The sequence below is a fragment of the Actinomycetospora sp. genome, assembly GCF_036497245.1.
Taxonomy (GTDB): Bacteria; Actinomycetota; Actinomycetes; order Mycobacteriales; family Pseudonocardiaceae; genus Actinomycetospora.
This window is the reverse complement of record NZ_DASXJS010000235.1, coordinates 1-19,961: the sequence shown is the minus strand read 5'-3', so window position 1 is coordinate 19,961 and position 19,961 is coordinate 1. Positions and strand designations below refer to the sequence as shown.

Sequence of the window (19,961 nt, the reverse complement as noted above, 5' to 3'; positions counted from 1 at the left end):
CGGGTCGCGATGCTGGCGATGAACTCCGACCGGTATCACGAGTACCTGCTCGCGGTCCCGTGGGCGGGCGGCGTCGTCACCCCGGTGAACGTGCGGTGGAGCCCGGCCGAGATCGCGTTCTCGCTGGTCGACGCCGGGGTGGAGATCCTGATCGTCGACGACGCGTTCGTCGGGCTGGTGCCCGGGATCCGCGACGAGGCACCCGGGGTCCGTCACGTCCTGCACTGGGGCGAGGGCCTGACGGTGGAAGGGCTGATCCCGGCCGAGGCGATGATCGCCGCGAGCGGCCCGGTGCCCGACGCCGGCCGGAGCGGCGACGACCCCTACGGCATCTACTACACCGGCGGCACCACGGGCGTGCCGAAGGGCGTCGTGCTCACCCACGCCAACCTGACGACCTCCGCGCTCGGGTCGGCGGCGACCGGGTCGTTCCTCGTCCCGGGCGGTCGGCTCCTGCACGCGGCACCGATGTTCCACCTGGCGGACGGCGCGGCGTGGGTCGCGCGCAACGCGGTGGGCGGCACCCACGTGATGGTCCCGTCGTTCACGCCCGCCGGGGTGGCCCGCGCGATCGAGGAGCACCGGGTCACCGATGTCCTGCTCGTCCCGACGATGATCCAGATGCTCGTCGACGACCCGTCGACCGCCGGCGCCGACCTCTCCAGCCTCCGCAGCCTGCTCTACGGCGCCTCCTCCATCTCGCAGGCTGTCCTCGAGCGCGCCGCAGCCCGCCTGCCTGGAGCCTCGTTCACCCAGGCCTACGGGATGACCGAACTCTCCCCCGTCACGACGCTTCTCCTGCCGCACGACCACGACGACGACCGGCTGCGTCGTTCGGCCGGGCGCTCGGCGCCGCACGCCGAGGTCCGGATCGTCGACGAGGACGACCAGGAGGTGCCGCGCGGAACGGTCGGCGAGATCGTCGCGCGGGGCGGGCACGTCATGGCGGGCTACTGGAACCGCCCCGAGGAGACCGCGGCGGCGCTCCGGAACGGCTGGATGCACACCGGCGACGGCGGCTACATGGACGACGAGGGCTACGTGTTCGTCGTCGACCGCATCAAGGACATGATCGTCAGCGGCGGGGAGAACGTGTACTCGGCGGAGGTCGAGAACGCCCTGGCCTCGCACCCGGCGGTCGCGTCGTGCGCGGTGATCGGGGTCCCCGACGACGAGTGGGGCGAGCGGGTGCACGCCGTGGTGGTGCTCGCGGCGGGAGCGTCCACGACCGCACCCGCGCTGCGCCTCCACGTGAAGGAGCGCATCGCCGGCTACAAGGCGCCGCGCTCCGTCGAGTTCGTGGATGCCCTGCCGATCTCCGGCGCGGGGAAGATCCTCAAGCGGGAGCTCCGAGCCGAGCACGAGGCCGCCGTCGCGGCGTCGTGAGCCGCCGGGGTCAGATCTCGTCGAGGTCGAAGGCGTCGTCCCCGACCCAGACCCGGAGGCCGTCGCCGTCCTCGGTGATCGCGCCCTCCTCCTCCTCGGAGAGCTCGCGGGCCGCACCCAGCGCGCGCTTCGAGTAGGAGATCCGACCGTCCCCGAGGTCCTTCGGGCGGTACTCGGACGCGAGCACCGCCGTCCGGCTGCGCGTCGCCAGCAGTTCCGCGTTGTCGGGGCCGACGTCGGCGATCCACTCGTTCATGAGCTGGATCACACCGCCGCCGGGCCCGGACCACAAGATCCGGACCCGGCGTGCAGCATGTGCGCGTCAGCGCGGGCGGTCGGTCTACGCGTAGACAGTCGATGTCGTACGCCATCTCCCCGAGTCGCGACGGCTCTCACCACCGGCTTCAGCCGGAGAGCCAGGCCGCCGCGTCCACCCGCGGTGCCGCCGCGCCGTCGAGCCCCCGCAGACCCGCCTCCAGCTCGCGCATCCGGCCGGCACCCAGCTCACGCTCGCGCTCCGCGCGGAGCCGCTCGAAGATCTCCGCGGACAGGGCGAGCACCTCGCGACCGGCCGGGGTCAGGACGACGACCTTGCGGCGCGCGTCCCCGGGGTCGGCGGTCCGCTCGACGTAGCCCAGCGAGACGAGCCCGTCGACGGTCTTGCCCGCGGCCTGCTTCGACACCCCGAGCCGCGCCCCCAGCTCGCTCGCCGTCGCCCCGCGCGCCCCGATCGCCTGGAGCGCGAACCCGTGCGCCGGGCGCACCGCGGGGTGACCGCGCCGGGCCAGCTCGTCGTGGAGGTCGTCGACGAGGGACCGGAACGCCCCGAACAGCCGCAGCGCCAGCTCGGCCCCGGACATCGGTGTGCTCACCCTCGCCATAATAGACAACGTGGTTTACGTTGTTGGACAACCACATTGACGACCAGTCCTCCGGGAGCCCCCATGACCCTCGTCCGCAGCGACCACGCCCGGCGCGTCGAGACCCCCAACGCCGTGATGACGACCTTCGCCTCGCCCACCCAGGGCGGCAGCACCCAGGCGCTCTGGCAGGTGGAGATGACGCCCGGCGCGCTCGGTCCGGTCCACGTGATGGACGCCGAACAGATCTGGACGGTGCTGGCCGGCGCGGCCGCGGTCACCGTCGACGGCGAGCGGGTCGACGCGGTCGCCGGCGACACCGTCGTGCTCGCGCCCGGCCGCACCCGTCAGATTGCCGCCGACCCGGCGAGCGGTCTCACCGCGATCGTCACCGGGCGCGGTGCCGATGTCGCGAGCGGCCCGGGTCGGGAGCCGACCGTCCCGCCGTGGATCGCGTGACGGTCACCGAGGTGCGCTTCGCGCTCGTGGGCACTTTCGGTCGCTATAGCCACCGAAAGTGCTTACGAGGCCGCAGGCCTCCTACCGCTTCTCCGCCTCGGCGACCCGCTCGATCACCGTGAGCACGCTGTCCGGATTGAGCGACATCGAGTCGATGCCCTGCTCGACGAGGAACTCGGCGAGGTCCGGATGGTCGCTCGGGCCCTGCCCGCAGATGCCGACGTAGCGGCCCTTCGCGTGCGCCGTCCCGATGAGCATCGAGATCATCTTCTTGACGGCGGGGTTGCGCTCGTCGAAGAGGTGGGCGAGCCGGTCGTCGTCGCGCCCGATCCCGAGCGTGAGCTGGGTGAGGTCGTTCGAGCCGATCGAGAAGCCGTCGAAGCGCTCGGCGAACTCGTCGGCCTGCAGCACGTTCGACGGGATCTCTGCCATCACGTACACCTGCAGCCCGTCGCGACCGCGCTCGAGCCCGTGCGACGCCATCACCTCCAGCACCCGGTCGGCCTCCTCGGGGGTCCGGCAGAACGGGATCATGACGATGACGTTGGTGAAGCCCATGTCCACCCGCACCCGCGAGAGCGCCCGGCACTCCAGCGCGAAGGCCTCCTCGTAGTCCTCGCTGTAGTACCGCGATGCCCCGCGCCAGCCGAGCATCGGGTTTTCCTCGTCGGGCTCGAACGTCGTTCCGCCGATGAGGCCCGCGTACTCGTTGGTCTTGAAGTCCGAGAGCCGCACGACGACGGGTTCGGGGTACTGGGACGCCGCGATCACCCCGATCCCCCGGGCCATCTGCTCGACGAAGTACTCGGCGTTGTCGTCGTAGCCCGCCGTGAGCTCCTCGATCTGCGTCCGGGCGTCGTCGTCGATCTGGTCGGGATGCAGCAGCGCGAGCGGATGCGCCTGGATCACGTTGTTCACGAGGTACTCGACGCGGGCCAGCCCGATGCCGTGGGCGGGCAGGCGCCACCACTGCATCGCCGCGGCCGGGCTGCCGATGTTCATCATCACGCGGGTCCGCGTCTCGGGGACGTCGTCGAGATCGAGGTCCTCCACCGAGTAGTCGAGGATGTCCTCGTAGACGTAGCCCTCGTCGCCCTCGACGCAGGAGATGGTCACCTCCCGGCCGTCCCGGAGGGTGTCCGTGGCGTCACCGGTCCCGACGACGGCCGGCACGCCGAGCTCGCGCGAGACGATCGCGGCGTGCGAGGTCCGGCCGCCGCGGTCGGTGACGATCGCCGCCGCCTTGCGCATGATCGGCACCCAGTCCGGGTCGGTCATCTCCGTGACCAGGACCCGCCCCTCCTCGAACGCCTCGATGTCGTCGGCCGACGCGATGCGCTGTACCGCACCGGCCGCGATCGCCTGCCCGATCGCGAGGCCGGTGACGACGACGTCGCCCGTCCCGTCGAGCCGGTAGGTCTGCAGCGTCCCCGCCCGGGTGTTGGACTGGACCGTCTCCGGCCGCGCCTGGACGACGAACAGCTCGCCGCTGCGGCCGTCGCGGGCCCACTCGATGTCCATCGGGCGGTCGTAGTGCTTCTCGATGGTGACGCCCCAGCGGGCCAGCGCGAGGACGTCGTCGTCGGAGAGGACGAACCGGCCCCGCTGCTCGGCGGGGGTCTCGACGTTCTCGGTCGTGTCGCCCGCGGACTCCTCCGACGCGGCGTACTGCAGCGTCTTCTCCTTCGCCCCGACCGACTTGGCGATGATCGGGACAAGGTTCTCCCGCTCCAGGAACGGCTTGTAGACGGTGTACTGGTCGGGCGTCACCTCGCCGCCGACCACGTTCTCCCCCAGGCCCCACGCGGCATTGATGACGATCGCGTCGGGGAACCCGGTGTCGGAGTCGATGGTGAACATGACGCCCGCGCTGCCGGTGTCCGAGCGGACCATCTTCTGGACGCCGACCGAGAGCGCCAGGTCGAGATGGTCGTACCCCTGTTCGGTGCGATAGCTGATCGCGCGGTCGGTGAACACCGAGGCGTAGCAGTCCTTGCACGCGCGCAGCAGGTCGTCGGCGCCGGTGATGTTGAGGTAGGTGTCCTGCTGGCCGGCGAAGCTCGCGTCCGGGAGGTCTTCGGCGGTGGCGCTCGACCGGACGGCGACGTCGACGTCGGAGGTGTCGTACCGGCGGGAGAGCTCGGCGTAGGCCTCCCGGATCGCGGCGGCGGTGTCGTCGGGGAACTCGGCGTCGGCGAACTCGTCCCGGATCGCGGCGCCGACGCGGGCCAGCTCGTCACCGTTCGCGTCCAGCCCGTCGAGCAGCTCGCGAATCCGGTCGTCGAGGCCGTTGGCGGACAGGAACGCGCGGTACGCGTCCGACGTCGTCGCGAACCCGCCCGGGACGCGCACCCCTGCCCGGTCGAGGTTCTGGATCATCTCGCCGAGCGAGGAGTTCTTGCCCCCGACCGCGTCGGTGTCCTTCGAGGACAGGGTCTCCAGCCAACGCACGTGATCCATCTCGGCTCCTCTGTCCCCGGCCGCACCTCGCCGCGCGGCCCTGCGGTCGGGGGACGTGGTTCCCTCGTCCGCTCGTGCGAGAAACCGCCGTCCGAGGGGCAGCATGAGTCGATGGACACCTCCCGCGACGCCGTGGCCCGGCGCTACGGCGAGCACCTCACCGACCGCGACCTGCTGGCCCTGACCGACGACCGGCCCGACCAGATCGACGCCCTGCGACGCCGGCCCGAGCTCGTGCTCGACCTGCTCGACCGGCCCCCCGTGGCCGACGCGGTGCTCACCGCCTCGCACGACGAGGGCGAGCGCTTCCGCTACGTCTCGCCGTTCCTGGTGTTCGCCGCCGCCGTGCACCGCGCGAGCGCGTCGCTGGTCGGGCACACCTCGGTCCTCGACCGCACCGCCCCGCGCTCGCGCCTCCCGATCCTCGACGGCCCGGTGATCGCCGCGTTCGCCGCCGACCCGGCCCACCGGCTCTTCCTCGCCGAACTGCTGGCGTCCTACGCCCGTCTCGCATCCGGAGTGGTGTGGCGGCGCGACGACCGCGGGTGGCATCGGCGTCGCTGGGACGAGCTCGACCTTCCCCGCCTGGCCGAGCTCCTCGTGGACGTGCCGCCGGAGGACCGGCCCGGCATCTGGCGGCGGATCGGGGACGGCGCCCTCTTCCTCGCCGGGGTCTACCCGGAGTACGCCGAGCGGACCTACGGGGCGACGGGCACGACGCGGCTGCAGCGGACGACCGGACTGTTGCTGCGCGGTGAGGGGCCGGCCGGCGAGCTTCTCGAGGACCTCGCCGGGCGCGCCTACCGGCAGACCCGCGGCGCGGTGCCCGCGGGCGTGGTCGAGTCGCCGGCCTCGGCGCGCCGCCTGCTCACGATCGTCGCCGACCGCTACCTGCACCGCGACGCCGTCGTCGGGCCGTCCTGATCGCGCGCCGCCCGGCCCAGGGTCGGCTGATCCCGCTCCCGGTCTCAAGATCGGGACTTCGTGAGCGTGCCGCAGGCGAATCTTGCGCGTGTCGCTCACGAGATGGCGATCATGCTCGGCGAGGTCGTGGAAACGCCGCACTCGTCATGGTCACCTGCCTAGCGACCGCGAGGTGGAGCGGCATGAGTGAGCCACCACCGACCCGCCCGTCGGGCGCCCACCCGCCAGGGATGTGCGTCACGTCACCTCGAGACCTGTCACGTCGATCCCCGCGCGCCGGTCTTCTCCCGTGACGATCCCGCGCGAGGAGGAGGCACGGCCATGACGGCGACGGAGATTCTCGGGACCAGGCGCGTTCGCGGCGGACGGGAGCGGGCGCGCGTGGTGGTGATCGGCGGGGGCTACGGCGGGCAGCTCGCCGCGCAGTCCCTGGCGCGACGCACCGACGCGACGGTGACGCTGGTCAACGACGGCGACCGCTTCGTCCAGCGGGTGCGCCTCCACCAGGTCGCGAGCGGGCAGCCGATCGACGCGCCGCGCTTCGCCGACCTGCTGGGCGGCACCGGGGTGCGCTTCCTCGACGACCGCGCGACCGGGATCGACCTCGCCGCCCACCGCGTCTCGCTGCGCGACGGCGGCGCCCTCGACTACGACGTCCTCGTCTACGCCCTCGGCAGCCACACCCCGATCCCCGAGCACGCCCACGACGTGTCGACGACGGCGGGCGCGGCCCGGCTCGGTGAGCGACTGCGCGACGCGCGAACCGGGAGGGTCGCCGTCGTCGGGGGCGGGCTGACGGGGCTGGAGACCGCGACCGAGATCGCCGAGGCGTTCCCGCGGCTCACGACGACGCTGGTCACGGACGGCGCCCTCGGCGCGGACCTCTCCGGTCGGGGCGCGGCGCACGTGCGGCGGGTCTGCGCCCGGCTCGGGGTCCGCCTCCTCGAGCACGCGTCGGTGGTCGCGGTGCGCCCCGACGGGCTCACGCTCGCGGACGGGGCCGACGAGCCTGCGGACGTCGTGGTGTGGACGGCAGGCTTCGCCGTCGGCGACCTCGCGGCGCGGGCCGGGCTCGCCGTCGATGCCCGGGGGCGGGCCCTCGTCGACGCGACGCTGCGCTCGTCGTCGCACCCGGACGTCGTCGCGATCGGGGACGCCGCGGCCGCCGTCGGCTCCGACGGGTCGGTCGTGCGAATGGCGTGCGCGACCGCGATGCCGGCCGCGCAGCACGGGGCGCGCACCGTCGCCGCGGTGCTCGCCGGGAGCGAGCCGCGCCCGTGGGGCTTCCGCTACGCCGTGCGGTGCATCAGCCTGGGACGCCGCGACGGGCTGCTCCAGGTCGTGCACGGCGACGACCGGCCCCGCGATCTGGTGCTGACGGGACGCGGCGCGGCCCGGGTGAAGGAGGCGATCTGTGTGAACGCGCTGCGGGTGCAGACCCACCCACGGATCCCCACGAGCGCGTGACCCGCCCCCCGGAGGTCGACACCCCGACGGCCCGCTTCGAGGCGAACCGAGCCCGGCTGACCGGGCTGGCGTACCGGATGCTCGGCGAGCTGCACGAGGCGCAGGACGTGGTCCAGGACGCGTGGCTGCGCTGGTCCCGCCACGACCAGGAGGTGCTCGACCCCGAGGCGTGGCTGACCCGCGTCGTCGTCAACCTGTGCCGCACCCGGCTGACGACGCTGCGGGACGGCCGCACCGACTACGTCGGCCCGTGGCTGCCCGAGCCGGTGCCGACCGGCCCGGGCGGGGTGGACCTCGGCCCGGTCGAGACCGCGATGGAGCGGGAGACGCTTTCCCTGGGGATGCTGCGGCTGCTCGAGCTGCTCTCCCCGGCCGAGCGTGCGGTCTTCGTCCTGCACGAGGCGTTCGGTCACCCGCACGCGGTCGTCGCCGAACTGCTCGATCTCACGGAGCCCGCGGTGCGCCAGCACCTGCACCGGGCGCGCGGGCGGGTGGGCACGGGCCGACGGCGCTTCGAGGCCGACCCGGAGCGGGCCGCGCGGCTCACCGCCCGGTTCCTGCAGGCCGCGGGCGGTCAGGACATCGATGCGCTGGAACGGCTGTTGGCCGACGACGCCGTCGCCCTCTCCGACGGCGGTGGCGTGGCGAGCGCGGCCCGCCGCCCGGTCGAGGGCCGGACGCGGGTGGCGCGGTTCTCGGCCGGGCTGGCGCGCGGCGCCACCGCGGTCACGGTCGGCGTCGAGGAGGTCAACGGCGGCGTCGGGGTCGTGGTGCGCGACGCGGAGCGGGTCGTCGTGGTGATGGCCGCGGAGTTCGACGCGGACACCGGCGACCTGGTCCGGCTCCTGTCCGTCCTGAACCCCGCGAAGATCCAGAGGTGGGCTCCGCCTACCCCGTGAGCTGCTCCGTGTCGCTGCCCGCTCCCTCGTGCGCGGGCGACTGCTTGCGCCCGACGGTGCGGCCGACGAAGAAGCCGATCAGCAGCCCGACCAGGCCGCCGATGATGAACACCACAGCGAAGATCCAGAAGATCGCCTTGCCGATGGTGCCGAGGACGCCCGCCGCGAGGACCGGGTCAGCGCCGGCGAGCAGGTGCATCTGGTGGATCAGCATGGTCCGTCCGTATCCACGGAGGCCGATGTTCACGCGTCCGTCGACCGATCCGACCCCATCTAGGGACACGTTTCCGGACACACCGGGTGGTCCCGGACGGGACGGCCCGGCGTCGGGTTCCCTGGTCCCCCGTCGCCGGACGTGAGCGCCCGCCGTGGCAGTCGGCCTCCACGACCCGGCCGAACGGCGCAACGGCCCGCGAGCCACCGCGCGTGATCGGCCGCTGGTCGTCCGATGATCCACTGCGCTCTCAGATTCGGGCGATCGTCCGGTTTCGGCTCCCTAGCGTCCCGGTCCGTGCAGCAGGCGACGCGACGGACGATCTGGACGACTCTCACGGTGCTCGTCCTCGCGGGACCGGTGGGCCTCACCGCCTGGCGGACGAGCGAGGGCAAGCTCCTCTCGACGGTCCTGGTCGCCGTCGGCGTGGTGGCCCTCGTCGCGATGGCGGTGGCCGTGGTCGCCCCGTCCCGTCTGCGCGGGCTGACGGCGGCGTTCGGGATCGACCGCATCATCGCGGCCCACCGCTGGCTGGGGATGCTCGCGATCGGCGCGGCCCTGACCCACCTGGTGATCGCGGTGGTCCGCTCGCCGAAGCTGCTCAACCCGTTCGCCGCGTCGCTGTCGATCCAGTGGGGCTGGCTGGCGACGGCCTCGATGCTGGCTGTCGGGCTGGTCGCGGCCTGGGGTCGCCGCTCCGGGCGCCGTTACGAGGTGTGGGCACGCATCCACGTGCTGCTCGCGGCCGCGGCGATCGTGCTCGCGGGGCTCCACGTCCTCTGGCTCGGCCACCTGATCTCCGACCCGGTGCTGCGCGTCGTGCTCTCGGCACTGACGCTGGGCTTCCTCGCGGTGCTGTTCCTGCGCTGGGTGTGGCGGCCGCTGTTCTCGCCGCACGGCGCGTACGTGGTCTACGGCGTGCGCGAGGAGGGGCCCTCGACGGCGACCCTCGTGCTCGCCCCGGTCCACATGCACCGCGGGCTGCGCTTCCACCCCGGTCAGTTCGTCTGGCTGCGGCTGCGTCGCTCGGTGCTGGGCAGCGAGGAGCACCCCTTCACGATCGCGTCGTCGGCGCGGGTGACCGGGCGCCTGGAGCTCACCGTCCGTGGCAGCGGCGACTTCTCGACGACCCTCGCCGGTCTCCCGACCGGCGCCCGGGTGTGGCTCGACGGGCCGCACGGCGCGTTCACCTCGGAGCAGGAGGCGCCCGGGCTGGTGCTGATCGCGGGCGGCGTCGGGATCACGCCGATGATGTCGATGCTGCGCACGCTCGCCGACCACGACGACCGGCGCACCCACCATCTCGTCGTCGCCCAGCGCCCGGACGAACCCCTGTTCGAGCCGGAGCTGGCCTCCCTGGCCCGGCGGCTCGACCTCCGCGTCACCCGCACCGCGGGCCGGCGGGTGGACGCGGCGCTGCTCCACACCGTGCTCCCGCCCGAGCCGCTGTGCGACCGGCTCGACTACTTCGTCTGCGGGTCGCCGTCGCTGCTCGCGGGATCGCTCGCGGCGATCGAGCAGCTGGGCATCCCGGCCGAGCGCGTCAACACCGAGCAGTTCGGATGGTCCGGCCCGCTGCCGATCGCGGGGCGGGCGGAGCGAGGGGGGATGTGACGACCGGGCGAGCGGAGCGAGGGGGGATGTGACGACCGGGCGAGCGGAGCGACGGGGATGTGACGACCGGGCGAGCGGAGCGACGGGGATGTGACGACGGCGCGGTATCCCGGCACGGCAGGCTGGTGGGGTGATCGGAGCACCCCGGCGGGCGGGCGCGGCGGTCGCGCTCTACGTCACCGCGGGTCCCTGGACCGTCGGCTACGTCGTGGTGCTGCTCGGCGTCCACACGTGGATGGCCGTCTCCGACCGGGCGGACGCGTTCGTCGCGTGGGCCGGAACCAACGTGGTGAACCTCGGCTCCCACCCGCTCGGCGCGCTCGCCGCCAGCGCGCTGATCGTGAACGGGTCGCTCGTCGACCCCGGCACCATGATCACGTTCTGGCTGGGCGTGGCCGGGGCGCTGTGGTGGCTGGAGTCGCGGTACGGGGCGGCGCGGGCGTTCGTGGTCTACCTCGCCGGGCACGTCGGGGCGACGCTGCTGACCGTGCCGGTGATCGTCGCGGCGATCCACGCGGGCCGGTACCCCGAGGAGACCCGGACCGCCGTCGACGTCGGGATCAGCTACGGCGCCCAGGCGGCCCTCGCGGCCGCCGTCGTGACGCTGCCGCGGTGGGCGTGGGCGCCCGGCGCGGTGTTCGTCCTGGGCTGGCCGCTGCTCGACGCCGACTGGTCCGGGCTGCTCCCCGACTTCACCACGGTGGGCCACCTGATCGCGGCGGGGATCGGGTTCACCCTGGCGTTCACCTGGCGGTCACCTGCGGCGGTGAGGATCGGACCGTGACCTCCGACGAGCCCCCCGCCGCGCGCCCGGACCCCGCCGACCTGCTCTCCGGCACCCCGATCGAGCAGCTCTCGGTGGACTCGGACGGCAGCGAGGACGACGACCCCACCCTGCTCGGGCCGGACGGGCGGCCGGTCGACACGTGGCGCGAGGGCTACCCGTACGACGAGCGCCTCTCCCGCACCGAGTACGAGCACCAGAAGCGGCTCCTGCAGATCGAACTGCTCAAGCTGCAGGCGTGGGTCAAGGACACCGGCCAGAAGATCGTGCTGCTCTTCGAAGGCCGCGACGCCGCGGGCAAGGGCGGGACGATCAAGCGGTTCACCGAGCACCTCAACCCGCGCGGTACCCGCGTCGTCGCGCTGGAGAAGCCCACCGACCGCGAGCGCACCCAGTGGTACTTCCAGCGCTACATCGTCCATCTGCCGTCGGCCGGCGAGATCGTCCTGTTCGACCGCAGCTGGTACAACCGCGCAGGCGTCGAGCGGGTCATGGGCTACGCCGACGCCCGCCAGTACATGGAGTTCATGCGCGAGACCCCGGACCTCGAGCGGATGCTCGTGCGCAGCGGGATCCATCTGATGAAGTTCTGGTTCTCGGTGTCGCAGTCCGAGCAGCGCACCCGGTTCCTGATCCGCCAGGTCGACCCGGTGCGACGCTGGAAGCTCTCGCCCAACGACCTCGCCTCGATCCAGCGCTGGAGCGACTACACCGCGGCGAAGGAGGCGATGTTCTTCTACACCGACACCGCCGACGCGCCCTGGACCGTCGTCAAGAGCAACGACAAGAAGCGTGCCCGGCTCGAGGCGATGCGCTTCGTGCTCTCCCGGTTCGACTACCCGGAGAAGGACACCGAGGTCGCCCACGAGGCCGACCCCGCGGTCGTCGGGCCCGCGTCGGTGCTCTTCGAGCACGGCGAGAGCGCGGGCGCGCGGCAGGCCCCGCCCCTGCGCTGACGCGCTGTGTGAGGGTGGACCGATGGCATCCACCGTGGCCGACCAGCTGGTCGAGCTCCTGATCCAGGCCGGTGTCCGTCGCATCTACGGGCTGGTGGGCGACAGCCTGAACCCGATCGTCGACTCGGTGCGCCGCGTCGGCGGGGCGGACGAGGGCGGGATCGACTGGATCCACGTGCACAACGAGGAGGCCGCCGCGCTCGCCGCGTCGGCCGAGGCCCAGCTGACCGGGACGCTCGCCGTGTGCGCGGGCAGCTGCGGGCCGGGCAACACCCACCTGGTCAACGGCCTCTACGACGCGCACCGCTCCGGGGCCCCGGTGCTGGCGATCGCCTCGCACATCCCCTCGACCCAGATCGGCACCACCTACTTCCAGGAGACCCACCCGACGGCGTTGTTCACCGAGTGCTCGTCCTGGGTCGAGCTGATCTCGTCGGCGGCGCAGATGCCGCGCCTGCAACGGATCGCGATGCAGACCGCGCTCGCCGACGGCGGGGTGTCGGTGATGGTCGTGCCCGGTGACGTCTCCGCCGAGCCTGCTGCGCACCCCACCGGCACCGGCGACCTCGTCGCGCCGTCGTCGGTCGTCGTCCCCGCCCGCGACCGGGTCGAGGCGCTCGCCGAGCACGTGAACCGGGCCCGCACGGTGACGCTGTTCGTCGGCGCGGGCGCGCGCGACGCCCGCACCGAGGTGCTGTCGTTGGCGGAGAAGGTCAAGGCCCCCGTCGGCCACTCCCTCGGCGGCAAGGAGTGGATCCAGTACGACAACCCGTACGACGTCGGGATGAGCGGGCTTCTCGGGTACGGCGCCTGCTACGAGGCCTCGCACGAGGCCGAGCTGCTCGTGCTGCTCGGCACCGACTTCCCCTACGACGGCTTCCTCCCGCAGGCCCACACCGTCCAGGTCGACCGCGACGGCAGGCACCTCGGGCGGCGCACGGTGCTCGATCTCGGGGTGGAGGGCGACGTCGGCGAGACGCTGCGGATGCTGCTGCCGCTGGTCACCGAGAAGACCGATCGCGACTTCCTCGACGAGATGCTGCGCCACCACGCCGACGCGCTCGAGCACGTGGTGGACGCCTACACCGCGAACGTCGAGACCCAGCGGCCGGTGCACCCGGAGTACGTGGCCGCGGTCCTCGACGACGAGCTCGCCGACGACGCCGTGGTCACCGTCGACACCGGCATGTGCAACGTCTGGGCCGCGCGGTACATCAGCCCGACCGGTCGGCGGCGCATCGTCGGCTCGTTCCGCCACGGGACGATGGCCAACGCGCTCCCCCACGCCATCGGCGCGGCGACGGCGTTCCCCGGCCGTCAGGTGGTGTCGATGTCCGGCGACGGCGGGCTGACGATGCTGCTGGGCGAGCTGGTCACCGCCGCCGAGCGCTCGCTGGATCTCACGGTCCTCGCGTTCAACAACGGGTCGCTCGGGATGATCCGCCTGGAGATGATGGTCGCGGGCTACCCGTCGTTCCAGACCGACCACGGCCCGGCCGATCTCGGCGGTATCGCGGCCGCGGCCGGGCTGCACGCGGTCACCGTCGAGGACCCGGCGGACCTGCGCGGGGCGCTGCGCGAGGCGCTCGCCCACCGCGGTCCGTCGCTGGTCGACGTGCGCACCGACCCGAACGCGCTCTCGATCCCGCCCCACATCACCGCCGAGCAGGTCCGCGGGTTCGCCCTCGCGGGCATGCGGACGGTGCTCTCCGGCGGGGTGGGAAAGATGATCACGCTGGCCCGCTCGAACCTGCGCTCGATCCCGCGGCACCCGTTGCGGTAGGTGGGCACCTAGGAGAGATCCTTGAGCCACTTGTGCAGCTTCGGCTTCGTGTAGGCGGTCACCGCGGCGGCGAGGGCCTCGTCGGCGGCGGCGCGGCGGGCGCGGGCCTCGGCGTGGAGCACGCCGTAGGTGAAGCTCGGCTCCCCCGCGCGGTGGGCGAGGTCGGCGAGGTCGACCAGCCAGTGCGCGACGGCCTCGGTCCGGCGCCGCTCGTCGAGTGCCCCGGCGAGCGCGTCGGCGGCGTCGCCGAGCTTGCGGGCCTGCTTGCCGAGGACGCCCCGGGTGACCCCCGCGGTCGTCGCCACCGTCGCGGCCGCCGTGGCGACCGCGCCCAGTGCAGGCTCCGTGGCGTGGTCCGAGCCCTGGGCCTGGGCCACCGCAGCGTCCGCCGCCTCCCGGGCCGCGGCATCCGCGTCCGCCAGCGCGCGGGCGAGGACCTTGGTGGCGTGCTTGGGCTTCCCACCGGCGATCGGCGCGGTCAGCACGAGCTGGTCGGCGTGCGCGAGGAGGCTGGTCCACTCGGGCTGCGCGAGCATCCCGGCCACGGCGTCGCTGCTCTGGGCGGTCCGGGAGGCGACGACGATGCCGACCCGCGCCTCGACCGGGCCCTGGCGCAGCGTCGGGTCGAGGTCCTCGACGAGCTCCTCGAGCACGTCGACGGTGCCGTCGAGCGCCCGGGTCTCCTCGACCGTCGACCGCGCCCAGGCGAGCTCGGCGCGCAGCGCACCGAGGTGGCTGTCCTCGATCAGCGAGGCGAACCCGGTCACGACCGCGTCGAGGTCGGCGAGGGCGTCCGCGAGGCGCTCGAGGTCGAGCCCGTCCTCCTCGCCGACGACGGGGATGTCGTCGTCGGGCGTCTCGTCGTCGGTGGCCGGGAGCGTCACCGACGTGCCGCCGTCCTCGGCGGACGTGTCCTCGCTCCCGATGTCATGGGTGCCGACGGCGGGGTCCTCGAGGGCGGGGACGGGCTCGGTATCGGGGTCGACGGCGGCGTGGAGGGCGGCGACCCGCTCACGGATCGCGGCGAGGACGAGGGTGGAGGCGGTCACGGTCTTCGGCACGAACGCAGGTGTACCCGAACCGGCGCGGACGCACCGGCAGGGGTGGGCACCGATCCGACAACGTTCACGATCTCGCCACGTCCCGGACGGTGCGGACCCCGTGTTTCACGCCGGCACGCCGTCGGGGACCCGCCGCGCACCTCGGGACAGCCCCGGGGACGCGAGAGGAGAAGGATGCAGGAGCAGGAATTCATCACCGCCGTGCGGGAGTCCGTCGGGCTGCCCGACAACGACAGCGCGGGGGCGGCCGTCCGGGCGACCCTGGCGGTGCTCGGTCAGCGGCTCTCCGGTGGTGAGGGCAAGGACCTCGCCTCACAGCTTCCCGGCGGCCTCGCCGAGCAGATCCCCGACGACGCCCCGGGGCAGCGGTTCGACGTGAGCAGCTTCTACGAGCGCGTGGCCGAGGCCGAGCGCGCCGAGGGTCGCGACGTCACCGACGCGCAGGCCCGCCAGCACGCCCGGGCCGTCGCCAAGGGCCTGGAGACCGCCCTGACCGACGGGGAGTGGCGGAACTTCACGAGCCAGCTGCCGCAGGACTTCGCCGACTTCCTCGGCACGGAGCCGGTCCAGAAGCACTGACGCGGATCAGGACGCGGCCCGCGCGGGCTCCCCACGCGCGGGCCGGTCCTCCGCGTCGCCCACCGCCCGGCCTGCGAGGCGCTGCGCGAGCGCGGCGCACACCATGAGCTGGAGCTGGTGGTAGAGCATCAGCGGGAGCACGATCAACCCGACGACGGGTCCGGCGAACAGCACACCCGCCATGGGCAGCCCGGACGCGAGGGACTTCTTCGACCCGCAGAACATGATCGTCACCTGGTCCTCGCGCGGGAGCCCGATGGCGCGGCCCGCGTACCAGGTGAGCACCAGGACGATGCCGAGGAGCACCACCTCGACGCCGACGAGAGCGAGCAGGGCGGTCGCCGAGACGCGGTGCCAGACGCCGTCGACGACGCCCTCGCCGAACGCCGAGTAGACGACGAGCAGGATCGACCCGCGGTCGACGAGCCCGAGGATCGTCCGATGACGGGCCACGAAGCCCGCGATCCACGGACGGGCGAGCTGCCCGAGCACGAACGGCAGGAGCAGCTGCAGGGCGACGTCGAGCACCGCCTGACCGCTGAAGCCGCCCCGCGTGGCCAGCAGCAGCGCCACGAGCAGCGGCGACACGACGATGCCGAGCAGGTTCGAGAACGACGCCGCGCAGATCGCCGCGGCCACGTTGCCCCGCGCGACCGAGGTGAACGCGATCGAGCTCTGCACCGTGGAGGGCAGGCAGCACAGGAACGTCAGGCCCGCCGCGAGTTCCGGGGTGAGCACGGTCGGCGCGAGCAGATGGCCGGCGAGCCCGAGCACGGGGAACACCACGAAGGTCGCGACGACCACGGTCAGGTGCAGCCGCCAGTGCCGCAGGCCCTCCCAGGCGTCCCGCGGGGAGAGCCGCGCGCCGTAGAGGAAGAACAGCAGCCCGATCGCGACGGTCGTGGCGTGGTCCACGACGACCGCGAACCCGCCGCGCGCCGGCAGCAGGCTGGCGATGGCGACGGTGACGAGCAGCGAGATGACGAAGGACTGCCGGGACACGAAGCCGAGCACGGCGCGCGCGGTCCGGTGCATGCCGTGGCCTCCCGGTGGTCGTCGTCGGCCCCGATCCGAAGCCTACGCAACGACCCTCTCCGGGCGGACCGGCCGCGGGGTGACCCTCGCGTCATCCGCTCGCCGGCGCCGGTGATCACTGCAGGCCGAGGCCGACGACGCTCCGCGCCATGTGAACGGATTTCGTCGCCCGAACCACCAGAATCGCTCCCATGCGAAGCATCTTGATCACCGGGGGCTCACGGGGCATCGGCGCCGCCACGGCTCGTCGCGCGGCCGCCGCGGGGTGGGCGGTGTGCCTGACCTACCGCAGCGACCAGGCCGCCGCGTCGGCCGTGGTCGCCGCGATCGAGCGCGACGGCGGGCGCGCCGCGGCCGTGCGCGCGGACGTTGCGGTGGAGGCCGACGTCGTGGCCGCGGTCGAAGCGGCGGCGACGCTCGCCCCGCTGGGCGCGGTCGTCGCCAACGCCGCGATGGTCGGCGAGAAGACCCGGGTGGACGAGCTGGCCGTGGACCGGATCGAGCGGATGCTGACCACCAACGTGACCAGCGCGTTCGTCACCTGCCGGGAGGCGGTCCGGCGCCTCTCGACGGCGCACGGCGGTCGCGGCGGCGCCATCGTGCTCGTCTCCTCCGCCGCGGCCCGGCTGGGTTCGCCGGGCGAGTACGTGGACTACGCCGCGTCCAAGGCCGCCGTGGACACGCTGGGCGTCGGGCTCGCGAAGGAGGTCGCAGGCGAAGGGGTGCGGGTCTCCGTCGTGCGGCCCGGGGTGATCGACACCGAGCTGCACGCCAGCGGCGGGCAGCCCGACCGGGTCGCGCGGCTCGCCCCCGGGCTGCCGATGGGGCGGGCGGGGACGGCGGACGAGATCGCGGCGGCGATCGTCTGGCTCGCCTCCGACGAGGCCTCCTACGTCACCGGCAGCATCCTCGACGTCGCGGGCGGCCGGTGAAGCGCGCGGCGCACCTTCCGGGCAAGCGCTTACGCACCTACCCTGGAGCGATGAGCGCCGACGCCGCCGCCCAGCACCCGACGGCCCTGAACCGGGCCACGCTGTCGGAGCTGTCGGTCCCGGTCCCGTCGTACGACCGCGACGCGCTGCGGGTCGGGATCGTGCACATCGGGGTCGGCGGCTTCCACCGCGCCCACCAGGCGATGTACCTCGACCGGCTCTTCGCCGCGGGCCGGGACCGGGACTGGGCGCTGTGCGGGGTCGGCGTCCTGGACGCGGACCACGCGATGGGCGAGGTCCTCCACCGCCAGGACGAGCTCTACACCCTCGTCGAGAAGCACGCCGACGGGTCGCGCGAGCCGCGGGTGATCGGCTCGATGGTCGAGTTCCTCGTCGCCCCCGACGACCCCGAGGCCGTGCTCGCGCGCATGACCGACCCGGGCGTGCGCATCGTGAGCCTGACGGTCACCGAGGGCGGCTATCACGTCAACACCGCCACCGGCGAGTTCGACCCGTCCGAGGCCTCCGTGGCCCACGACATCGCCCGGCCCGTCGACGCCGTCCCGACGAGCGCCTTCGGCTACCTCGTCGAGGCGCTGCGCCGCCGTCGCGCGGACGGGAACCCGCCGTTCACGGTGATGAGCTGCGACAACATCGCCGGCAACGGCGACGTCGCGCGCCGCATGATCACCGCGTTCGCGCGGCTGCGCGACGGGACGCTCGGGACCGACCTCGCCGACCGGATCGAGCGCGAGGTGCCCTTCCCGAACTCGATGGTCGACCGGATCACGCCGCGCACCACCGACGCCGACCGGGCCGAGCTCGCGGAGCGCTTCGGCATCGACGACGGCTGGCCGGTGGTCTGCGAGCCGTTCTGCCAATGGGTGCTCGAGGACAACTTCGTCGACCAGGGCGAGCGGAGCGACGGGGAGGGACGGCAGAGCCGTCCCTCCTTCGACGAGGCCGGGGTGCAGGTCGTCGCCGACGTCGAGCCCTACGAGCTGATGAAGCTGCGCCTCCTCAACGCCTCCCACCAGGCGATCGCCTACCTCGGCTACCTCGCCGGGTTCCGCTACGCGCACGAGGTGTGCAGCGACGACGAGTTCGTCGCCTTCGTCCGCGGCTACATGGACCACGAGGCGACGCCGACGCTGCTGCCGGTGCCGGGCGTCGATCTCGACGAGTACAAGTCGACGCTGATCTCGCGCTTCGCCAACCCGGAGATCCGCGACACGCTCGCGCGGCTCGCGGCGGAGTCGTCGGACCGCATCCCGCCGTGGCTCGTCCCGGTGATCCGCGCCAACCTCGAGCAGGGCGGCGACGTCGAGCGCTCCGCCCTGATCGTCGCCGCCTGGGCGCGCTACGCCGAGGGGGTCGACGAGGACGGCGAGGCGATCGACGTCGTCGACACCGGTCGCGCCGAGGAGCGCACCGCCGCGGCACGCCGCTACCCCGCCGAGCCGCTGGCGTTCCTGGAGGACCGCTCCCTGTTCGGCGACCTCGTCGACGACGAGCGGTTCACCGCCGCGTACCGGCGTCACCTCGACCGGCTCCACGCCGACGGTGCCCGCGTGGCGCTGCAGGCGGTGCTCTCCGGGGCCTGACGACGGGCGCCCGAGGCACCGGGACGATCTCAGCGAAACGTGCCACAGGCCACCCATCAGCGCAAACAGAGTGCTTGCACCAGCTAGCACTCGTGTTAGCGTGGGTGCCGGACCACAGCGGAGGAGGTGTCCAGGATGTCCAGCAAGGACAGCGTCGACAAGGCCAAGGACACCGTCGACAAGGCGCTCGAGCAGGCCGTCGAGGACATCGGCGGCTACATCCGCCGCCAGCGCGAGACCGCGCAGGTCTCGCTGCGCCAGCTCGCGAAGGTCGCGGGGATCTCCAACCCCTACCTGAGCCAGATCGAACGGGGGCTGCGCAAGCCCTCCGCGGAGATCCTGGCCCAGATCGCGACCGGGTTGCGCATCTCGGCCGAAGCGCTCTACGTGCGGGCCGGTTTCCTCGAGCAGCGCCAAGGATCCGCGGTTCTCGATTCGCTGGCCTGCGACCCGGACCTCACCGAACGCCAGAAGCAGGTCCTGCACGACATCTACGAGTCGTTCCGGCGCGAGAACCGAGCCGCCGGGACGCCCACGGACACGACACCCGGGCCGACGTCGCCGTCGGCCGCAGGCACCGGAGCCGGTGCCACGGACGGGACGGCCGCCCTGGCCGTCGCGCCCGACCTCAGCCGTATCGCGACCGATCAGGAGTGATCATCATGGCCGTCACCTTCCCGACCAAGTTCGACGTCCGCGAGGCCCGCGACCAGGCCACCAAGGCCGTCTCTCACGCCGTCGACCCGCTGCGCGCGCCGTCGCTGGCCCTGCTCGGCCTCGGCGACTACGCCGTGGCCAGCGCCCAGGACGCCTTCTCCAAGGTCCAGTCCGGCGCCACCGAGGTCCAGGCCCGCGTCGAGGACCTGCCCTCCGAGCTGCAGGAGCTGCGCCACAAGCTCACCGCCGAGGACTTCCGCAAGCTCGCCGACTCCTACGTCAAGGCC

19 protein-coding genes and 1 pseudogene are annotated in these 19,961 nt (G+C 73.1%); 14 read left to right on the top strand and 6 right to left on the bottom strand.

The genetic code is table 11. The features are described 5' to 3' along the window. Window positions 1-1,386: long-chain-fatty-acid--CoA ligase (locus tag VGI02_RS24905; RefSeq protein WP_331631978.1), on the top strand; the 1,386-nt coding region annotated here is incomplete at its 5' end. Between the two features lie 10 nt (window positions 1,387-1,396). Here VGI02_RS24905 and VGI02_RS24900 read toward each other — a convergent pair. Continuing rightward, a complete protein-coding gene (locus VGI02_RS24900) occupies window positions 1,397-1,642 on the bottom strand; it encodes a hypothetical protein (protein WP_331631976.1) in 246 nt (81 codons plus the stop codon). A gap of 148 nt (window positions 1,643-1,790) precedes the next feature. After that, window positions 1,791-2,267 (bottom strand): MarR family winged helix-turn-helix transcriptional regulator, encoded by a 477-nt coding sequence (locus tag VGI02_RS24895; RefSeq protein ID WP_331631974.1) that lies wholly within the window; start codon window positions 2,265-2,267, stop codon window positions 1,791-1,793. A 63-nt stretch (window positions 2,268-2,330) separates the two neighbouring features. Between VGI02_RS24895 and VGI02_RS24890 the strand changes: the two genes are divergently transcribed. Beyond that, on the top strand, window positions 2,331-2,705 hold the full coding sequence (locus tag VGI02_RS24890) for a cupin domain-containing protein (protein ID WP_331631972.1): 375 nt from the start codon (window positions 2,331-2,333) through the stop codon (window positions 2,703-2,705). A gap of 81 nt (window positions 2,706-2,786) precedes the next feature. Here VGI02_RS24890 and ppsA read toward each other — a convergent pair whose 3' ends face one another. Continuing rightward, on the bottom strand, window positions 2,787-5,165 hold the full coding sequence (ppsA, locus tag VGI02_RS24885; protein ID WP_331631970.1) for a phosphoenolpyruvate synthase: 2,379 nt from the start codon (window positions 5,163-5,165) through the stop codon (window positions 2,787-2,789). A 111-nt stretch (window positions 5,166-5,276) separates the two neighbouring features. Here ppsA and VGI02_RS24880 point away from each other — a divergent pair, with 111 nt between their 5' ends. The 3 genes from VGI02_RS24880 to VGI02_RS24870 all read left to right on the top strand — a co-directional run bounded on the left by VGI02_RS24880 (window position 5,277) and on the right by VGI02_RS24870 (window position 8,455). Continuing rightward, the gene (locus tag VGI02_RS24880; RefSeq protein WP_331631968.1) at window positions 5,277-6,089 is read left to right on the top strand and encodes a hypothetical protein; all 813 of its coding nucleotides are present in this window, start codon (window positions 5,277-5,279) and stop codon (window positions 6,087-6,089) included. Between the two features lie 321 nt (window positions 6,090-6,410). Beyond that, complete coding sequence (locus VGI02_RS24875; protein WP_331631966.1) at window positions 6,411-7,556, top strand: NAD(P)/FAD-dependent oxidoreductase; 1,146 nt, start codon at window positions 6,411-6,413, stop codon at window positions 7,554-7,556. Next, window positions 7,553-8,455, top strand: a complete 903-nt coding sequence (locus tag VGI02_RS24870; protein WP_331631964.1) for a sigma-70 family RNA polymerase sigma factor — start codon at window positions 7,553-7,555, stop codon at window positions 8,453-8,455. The genes VGI02_RS24875 and VGI02_RS24870 overlap by 4 nt, the downstream gene beginning before the upstream one ends. On the opposite strand, the gene VGI02_RS24865 is transcribed toward VGI02_RS24870, so the two are convergent. Then, window positions 8,445-8,669 carry a hypothetical protein gene (locus VGI02_RS24865; RefSeq protein WP_331631962.1) on the bottom strand — a complete coding sequence of 75 codons (225 nt, stop codon included), beginning with the start codon at window positions 8,667-8,669 and terminating at the stop codon, window positions 8,445-8,447. The two genes, VGI02_RS24870 and VGI02_RS24865, sit on opposite strands and share 11 nt — an antisense overlap. Window positions 8,670-8,966: 297 nt before the next feature. On the opposite strand from VGI02_RS24865, the gene VGI02_RS24860 reads away from it, so the two are divergent. The 4 genes from VGI02_RS24860 to VGI02_RS24845 all read left to right on the top strand — a co-directional run bounded on the left by VGI02_RS24860 (window position 8,967) and on the right by VGI02_RS24845 (window position 13,806). Beyond that, complete coding sequence (locus tag VGI02_RS24860; protein WP_331631961.1) at window positions 8,967-10,283, top strand: ferredoxin reductase family protein; 1,317 nt, start codon at window positions 8,967-8,969, stop codon at window positions 10,281-10,283. A 130-nt stretch (window positions 10,284-10,413) separates the two neighbouring features. Beyond that, on the top strand, window positions 10,414-11,067 hold the full coding sequence (locus VGI02_RS24855) for a rhomboid-like protein (protein ID WP_331631959.1): 654 nt from the start codon (window positions 10,414-10,416) through the stop codon (window positions 11,065-11,067). Next, the gene (gene ppk2 / locus VGI02_RS24850; RefSeq protein ID WP_414638373.1) at window positions 11,064-12,023 is read left to right on the top strand and encodes a polyphosphate kinase 2; all 960 of its coding nucleotides are present in this window, start codon (window positions 11,064-11,066) and stop codon (window positions 12,021-12,023) included. The genes VGI02_RS24855 and ppk2 overlap by 4 nt, the downstream gene beginning before the upstream one ends. A 22-nt stretch (window positions 12,024-12,045) precedes the next feature. Further along, window positions 12,046-13,806 carry a pyruvate dehydrogenase gene (locus tag VGI02_RS24845; protein WP_331631957.1) on the top strand — a complete coding sequence of 587 codons (1,761 nt, stop codon included), beginning with the start codon at window positions 12,046-12,048 and terminating at the stop codon, window positions 13,804-13,806. A gap of 8 nt (window positions 13,807-13,814) precedes the next feature. Here VGI02_RS24845 and VGI02_RS24840 read toward each other — a convergent pair whose 3' ends face one another. Then, window positions 13,815-14,867, bottom strand: a complete 1,053-nt coding sequence (locus tag VGI02_RS24840; protein WP_331631955.1) for a CHAD domain-containing protein — start codon at window positions 14,865-14,867, stop codon at window positions 13,815-13,817. A 174-nt stretch (window positions 14,868-15,041) separates the two neighbouring features. Here VGI02_RS24840 and VGI02_RS24835 point away from each other — a divergent pair, with 174 nt between their 5' ends. Continuing rightward, a complete protein-coding gene (locus tag VGI02_RS24835) occupies window positions 15,042-15,446 on the top strand; it encodes a DUF2267 domain-containing protein (protein ID WP_331631954.1) in 405 nt (134 codons plus the stop codon). 6 nt (window positions 15,447-15,452) lie between these two features. Here VGI02_RS24835 and VGI02_RS24830 read toward each other — a convergent pair whose 3' ends face one another. Further along, complete coding sequence (locus tag VGI02_RS24830; RefSeq protein WP_331631952.1) at window positions 15,453-16,481, bottom strand: bile acid:sodium symporter family protein; 1,029 nt, start codon at window positions 16,479-16,481, stop codon at window positions 15,453-15,455. A 191-nt stretch (window positions 16,482-16,672) separates the two neighbouring features. Between VGI02_RS24830 and VGI02_RS24825 the strand changes: the two genes are divergently transcribed. The 4 genes and pseudogenes from VGI02_RS24825 to VGI02_RS24810 all read left to right on the top strand — a co-directional run. After that, complete coding sequence (locus tag VGI02_RS24825; protein WP_331631950.1) at window positions 16,673-17,413, top strand: SDR family oxidoreductase; 741 nt, start codon at window positions 16,673-16,675, stop codon at window positions 17,411-17,413. A 50-nt stretch (window positions 17,414-17,463) separates the two neighbouring features. Further along, complete coding sequence (locus VGI02_RS24820) at window positions 17,464-19,017, top strand: mannitol dehydrogenase family protein (RefSeq protein WP_331631948.1); 1,554 nt, start codon at window positions 17,464-17,466, stop codon at window positions 19,015-19,017. A 135-nt stretch (window positions 19,018-19,152) separates the two neighbouring features. Beyond that, window positions 19,153-19,674, top strand: coding sequence for a helix-turn-helix domain-containing protein (locus VGI02_RS24815; protein ID WP_331631946.1), 522 nt, complete (start codon window positions 19,153-19,155; stop codon window positions 19,672-19,674). A 5-nt stretch (window positions 19,675-19,679) separates the two neighbouring features. Further along, window positions 19,680-19,961: pseudogene (locus VGI02_RS24810) on the top strand (hypothetical protein); the annotation flags it as partial.

Excerpts from the sequence above, each read along its gene's own strand:
- VGI02_RS24895 (WP_331631974.1), bottom strand. The coding sequence starts at position 2,267 with ATGGCGAGGGTGAGCACACCGATGTCCGGGGCCGAGCTGGCGCTGCGG.
- VGI02_RS24830 (WP_331631952.1), bottom strand. The coding sequence starts at position 16,481 with ATGCACCGGACCGCGCGCGCCGTGCTCGGCTTCGTGTCCCGGCAGTCC.
- VGI02_RS24835 (WP_331631954.1), top strand. The coding sequence starts at position 15,042 with ATGCAGGAGCAGGAATTCATCACCGCCGTGCGGGAGTCCGTCGGGCTG.
- VGI02_RS24890 (WP_331631972.1), top strand. The coding sequence starts at position 2,331 with ATGACCCTCGTCCGCAGCGACCACGCCCGGCGCGTCGAGACCCCCAAC.
- VGI02_RS24820 (WP_331631948.1), top strand. The coding sequence starts at position 17,464 with ATGAGCGCCGACGCCGCCGCCCAGCACCCGACGGCCCTGAACCGGGCC.
- VGI02_RS24880 (WP_331631968.1), top strand. The coding sequence starts at position 5,277 with ATGGACACCTCCCGCGACGCCGTGGCCCGGCGCTACGGCGAGCACCTC.
- ppsA (WP_331631970.1), bottom strand. The coding sequence starts at position 5,165 with ATGGATCACGTGCGTTGGCTGGAGACCCTGTCCTCGAAGGACACCGAC.
- VGI02_RS24825 (WP_331631950.1), top strand. The coding sequence starts at position 16,673 with ATGCGAAGCATCTTGATCACCGGGGGCTCACGGGGCATCGGCGCCGCC.
- VGI02_RS24815 (WP_331631946.1), top strand. The coding sequence starts at position 19,153 with ATGTCCAGCAAGGACAGCGTCGACAAGGCCAAGGACACCGTCGACAAG.
- VGI02_RS24865 (WP_331631962.1), bottom strand. The coding sequence starts at position 8,669 with ATGCTGATCCACCAGATGCACCTGCTCGCCGGCGCTGACCCGGTCCTC.
- VGI02_RS24875 (WP_331631966.1), top strand. The coding sequence starts at position 6,411 with ATGACGGCGACGGAGATTCTCGGGACCAGGCGCGTTCGCGGCGGACGG.
- VGI02_RS24900 (WP_331631976.1), bottom strand. The coding sequence starts at position 1,642 with ATGAACGAGTGGATCGCCGACGTCGGCCCCGACAACGCGGAACTGCTG.
- VGI02_RS24845 (WP_331631957.1), top strand. The coding sequence starts at position 12,046 with ATGGCATCCACCGTGGCCGACCAGCTGGTCGAGCTCCTGATCCAGGCC.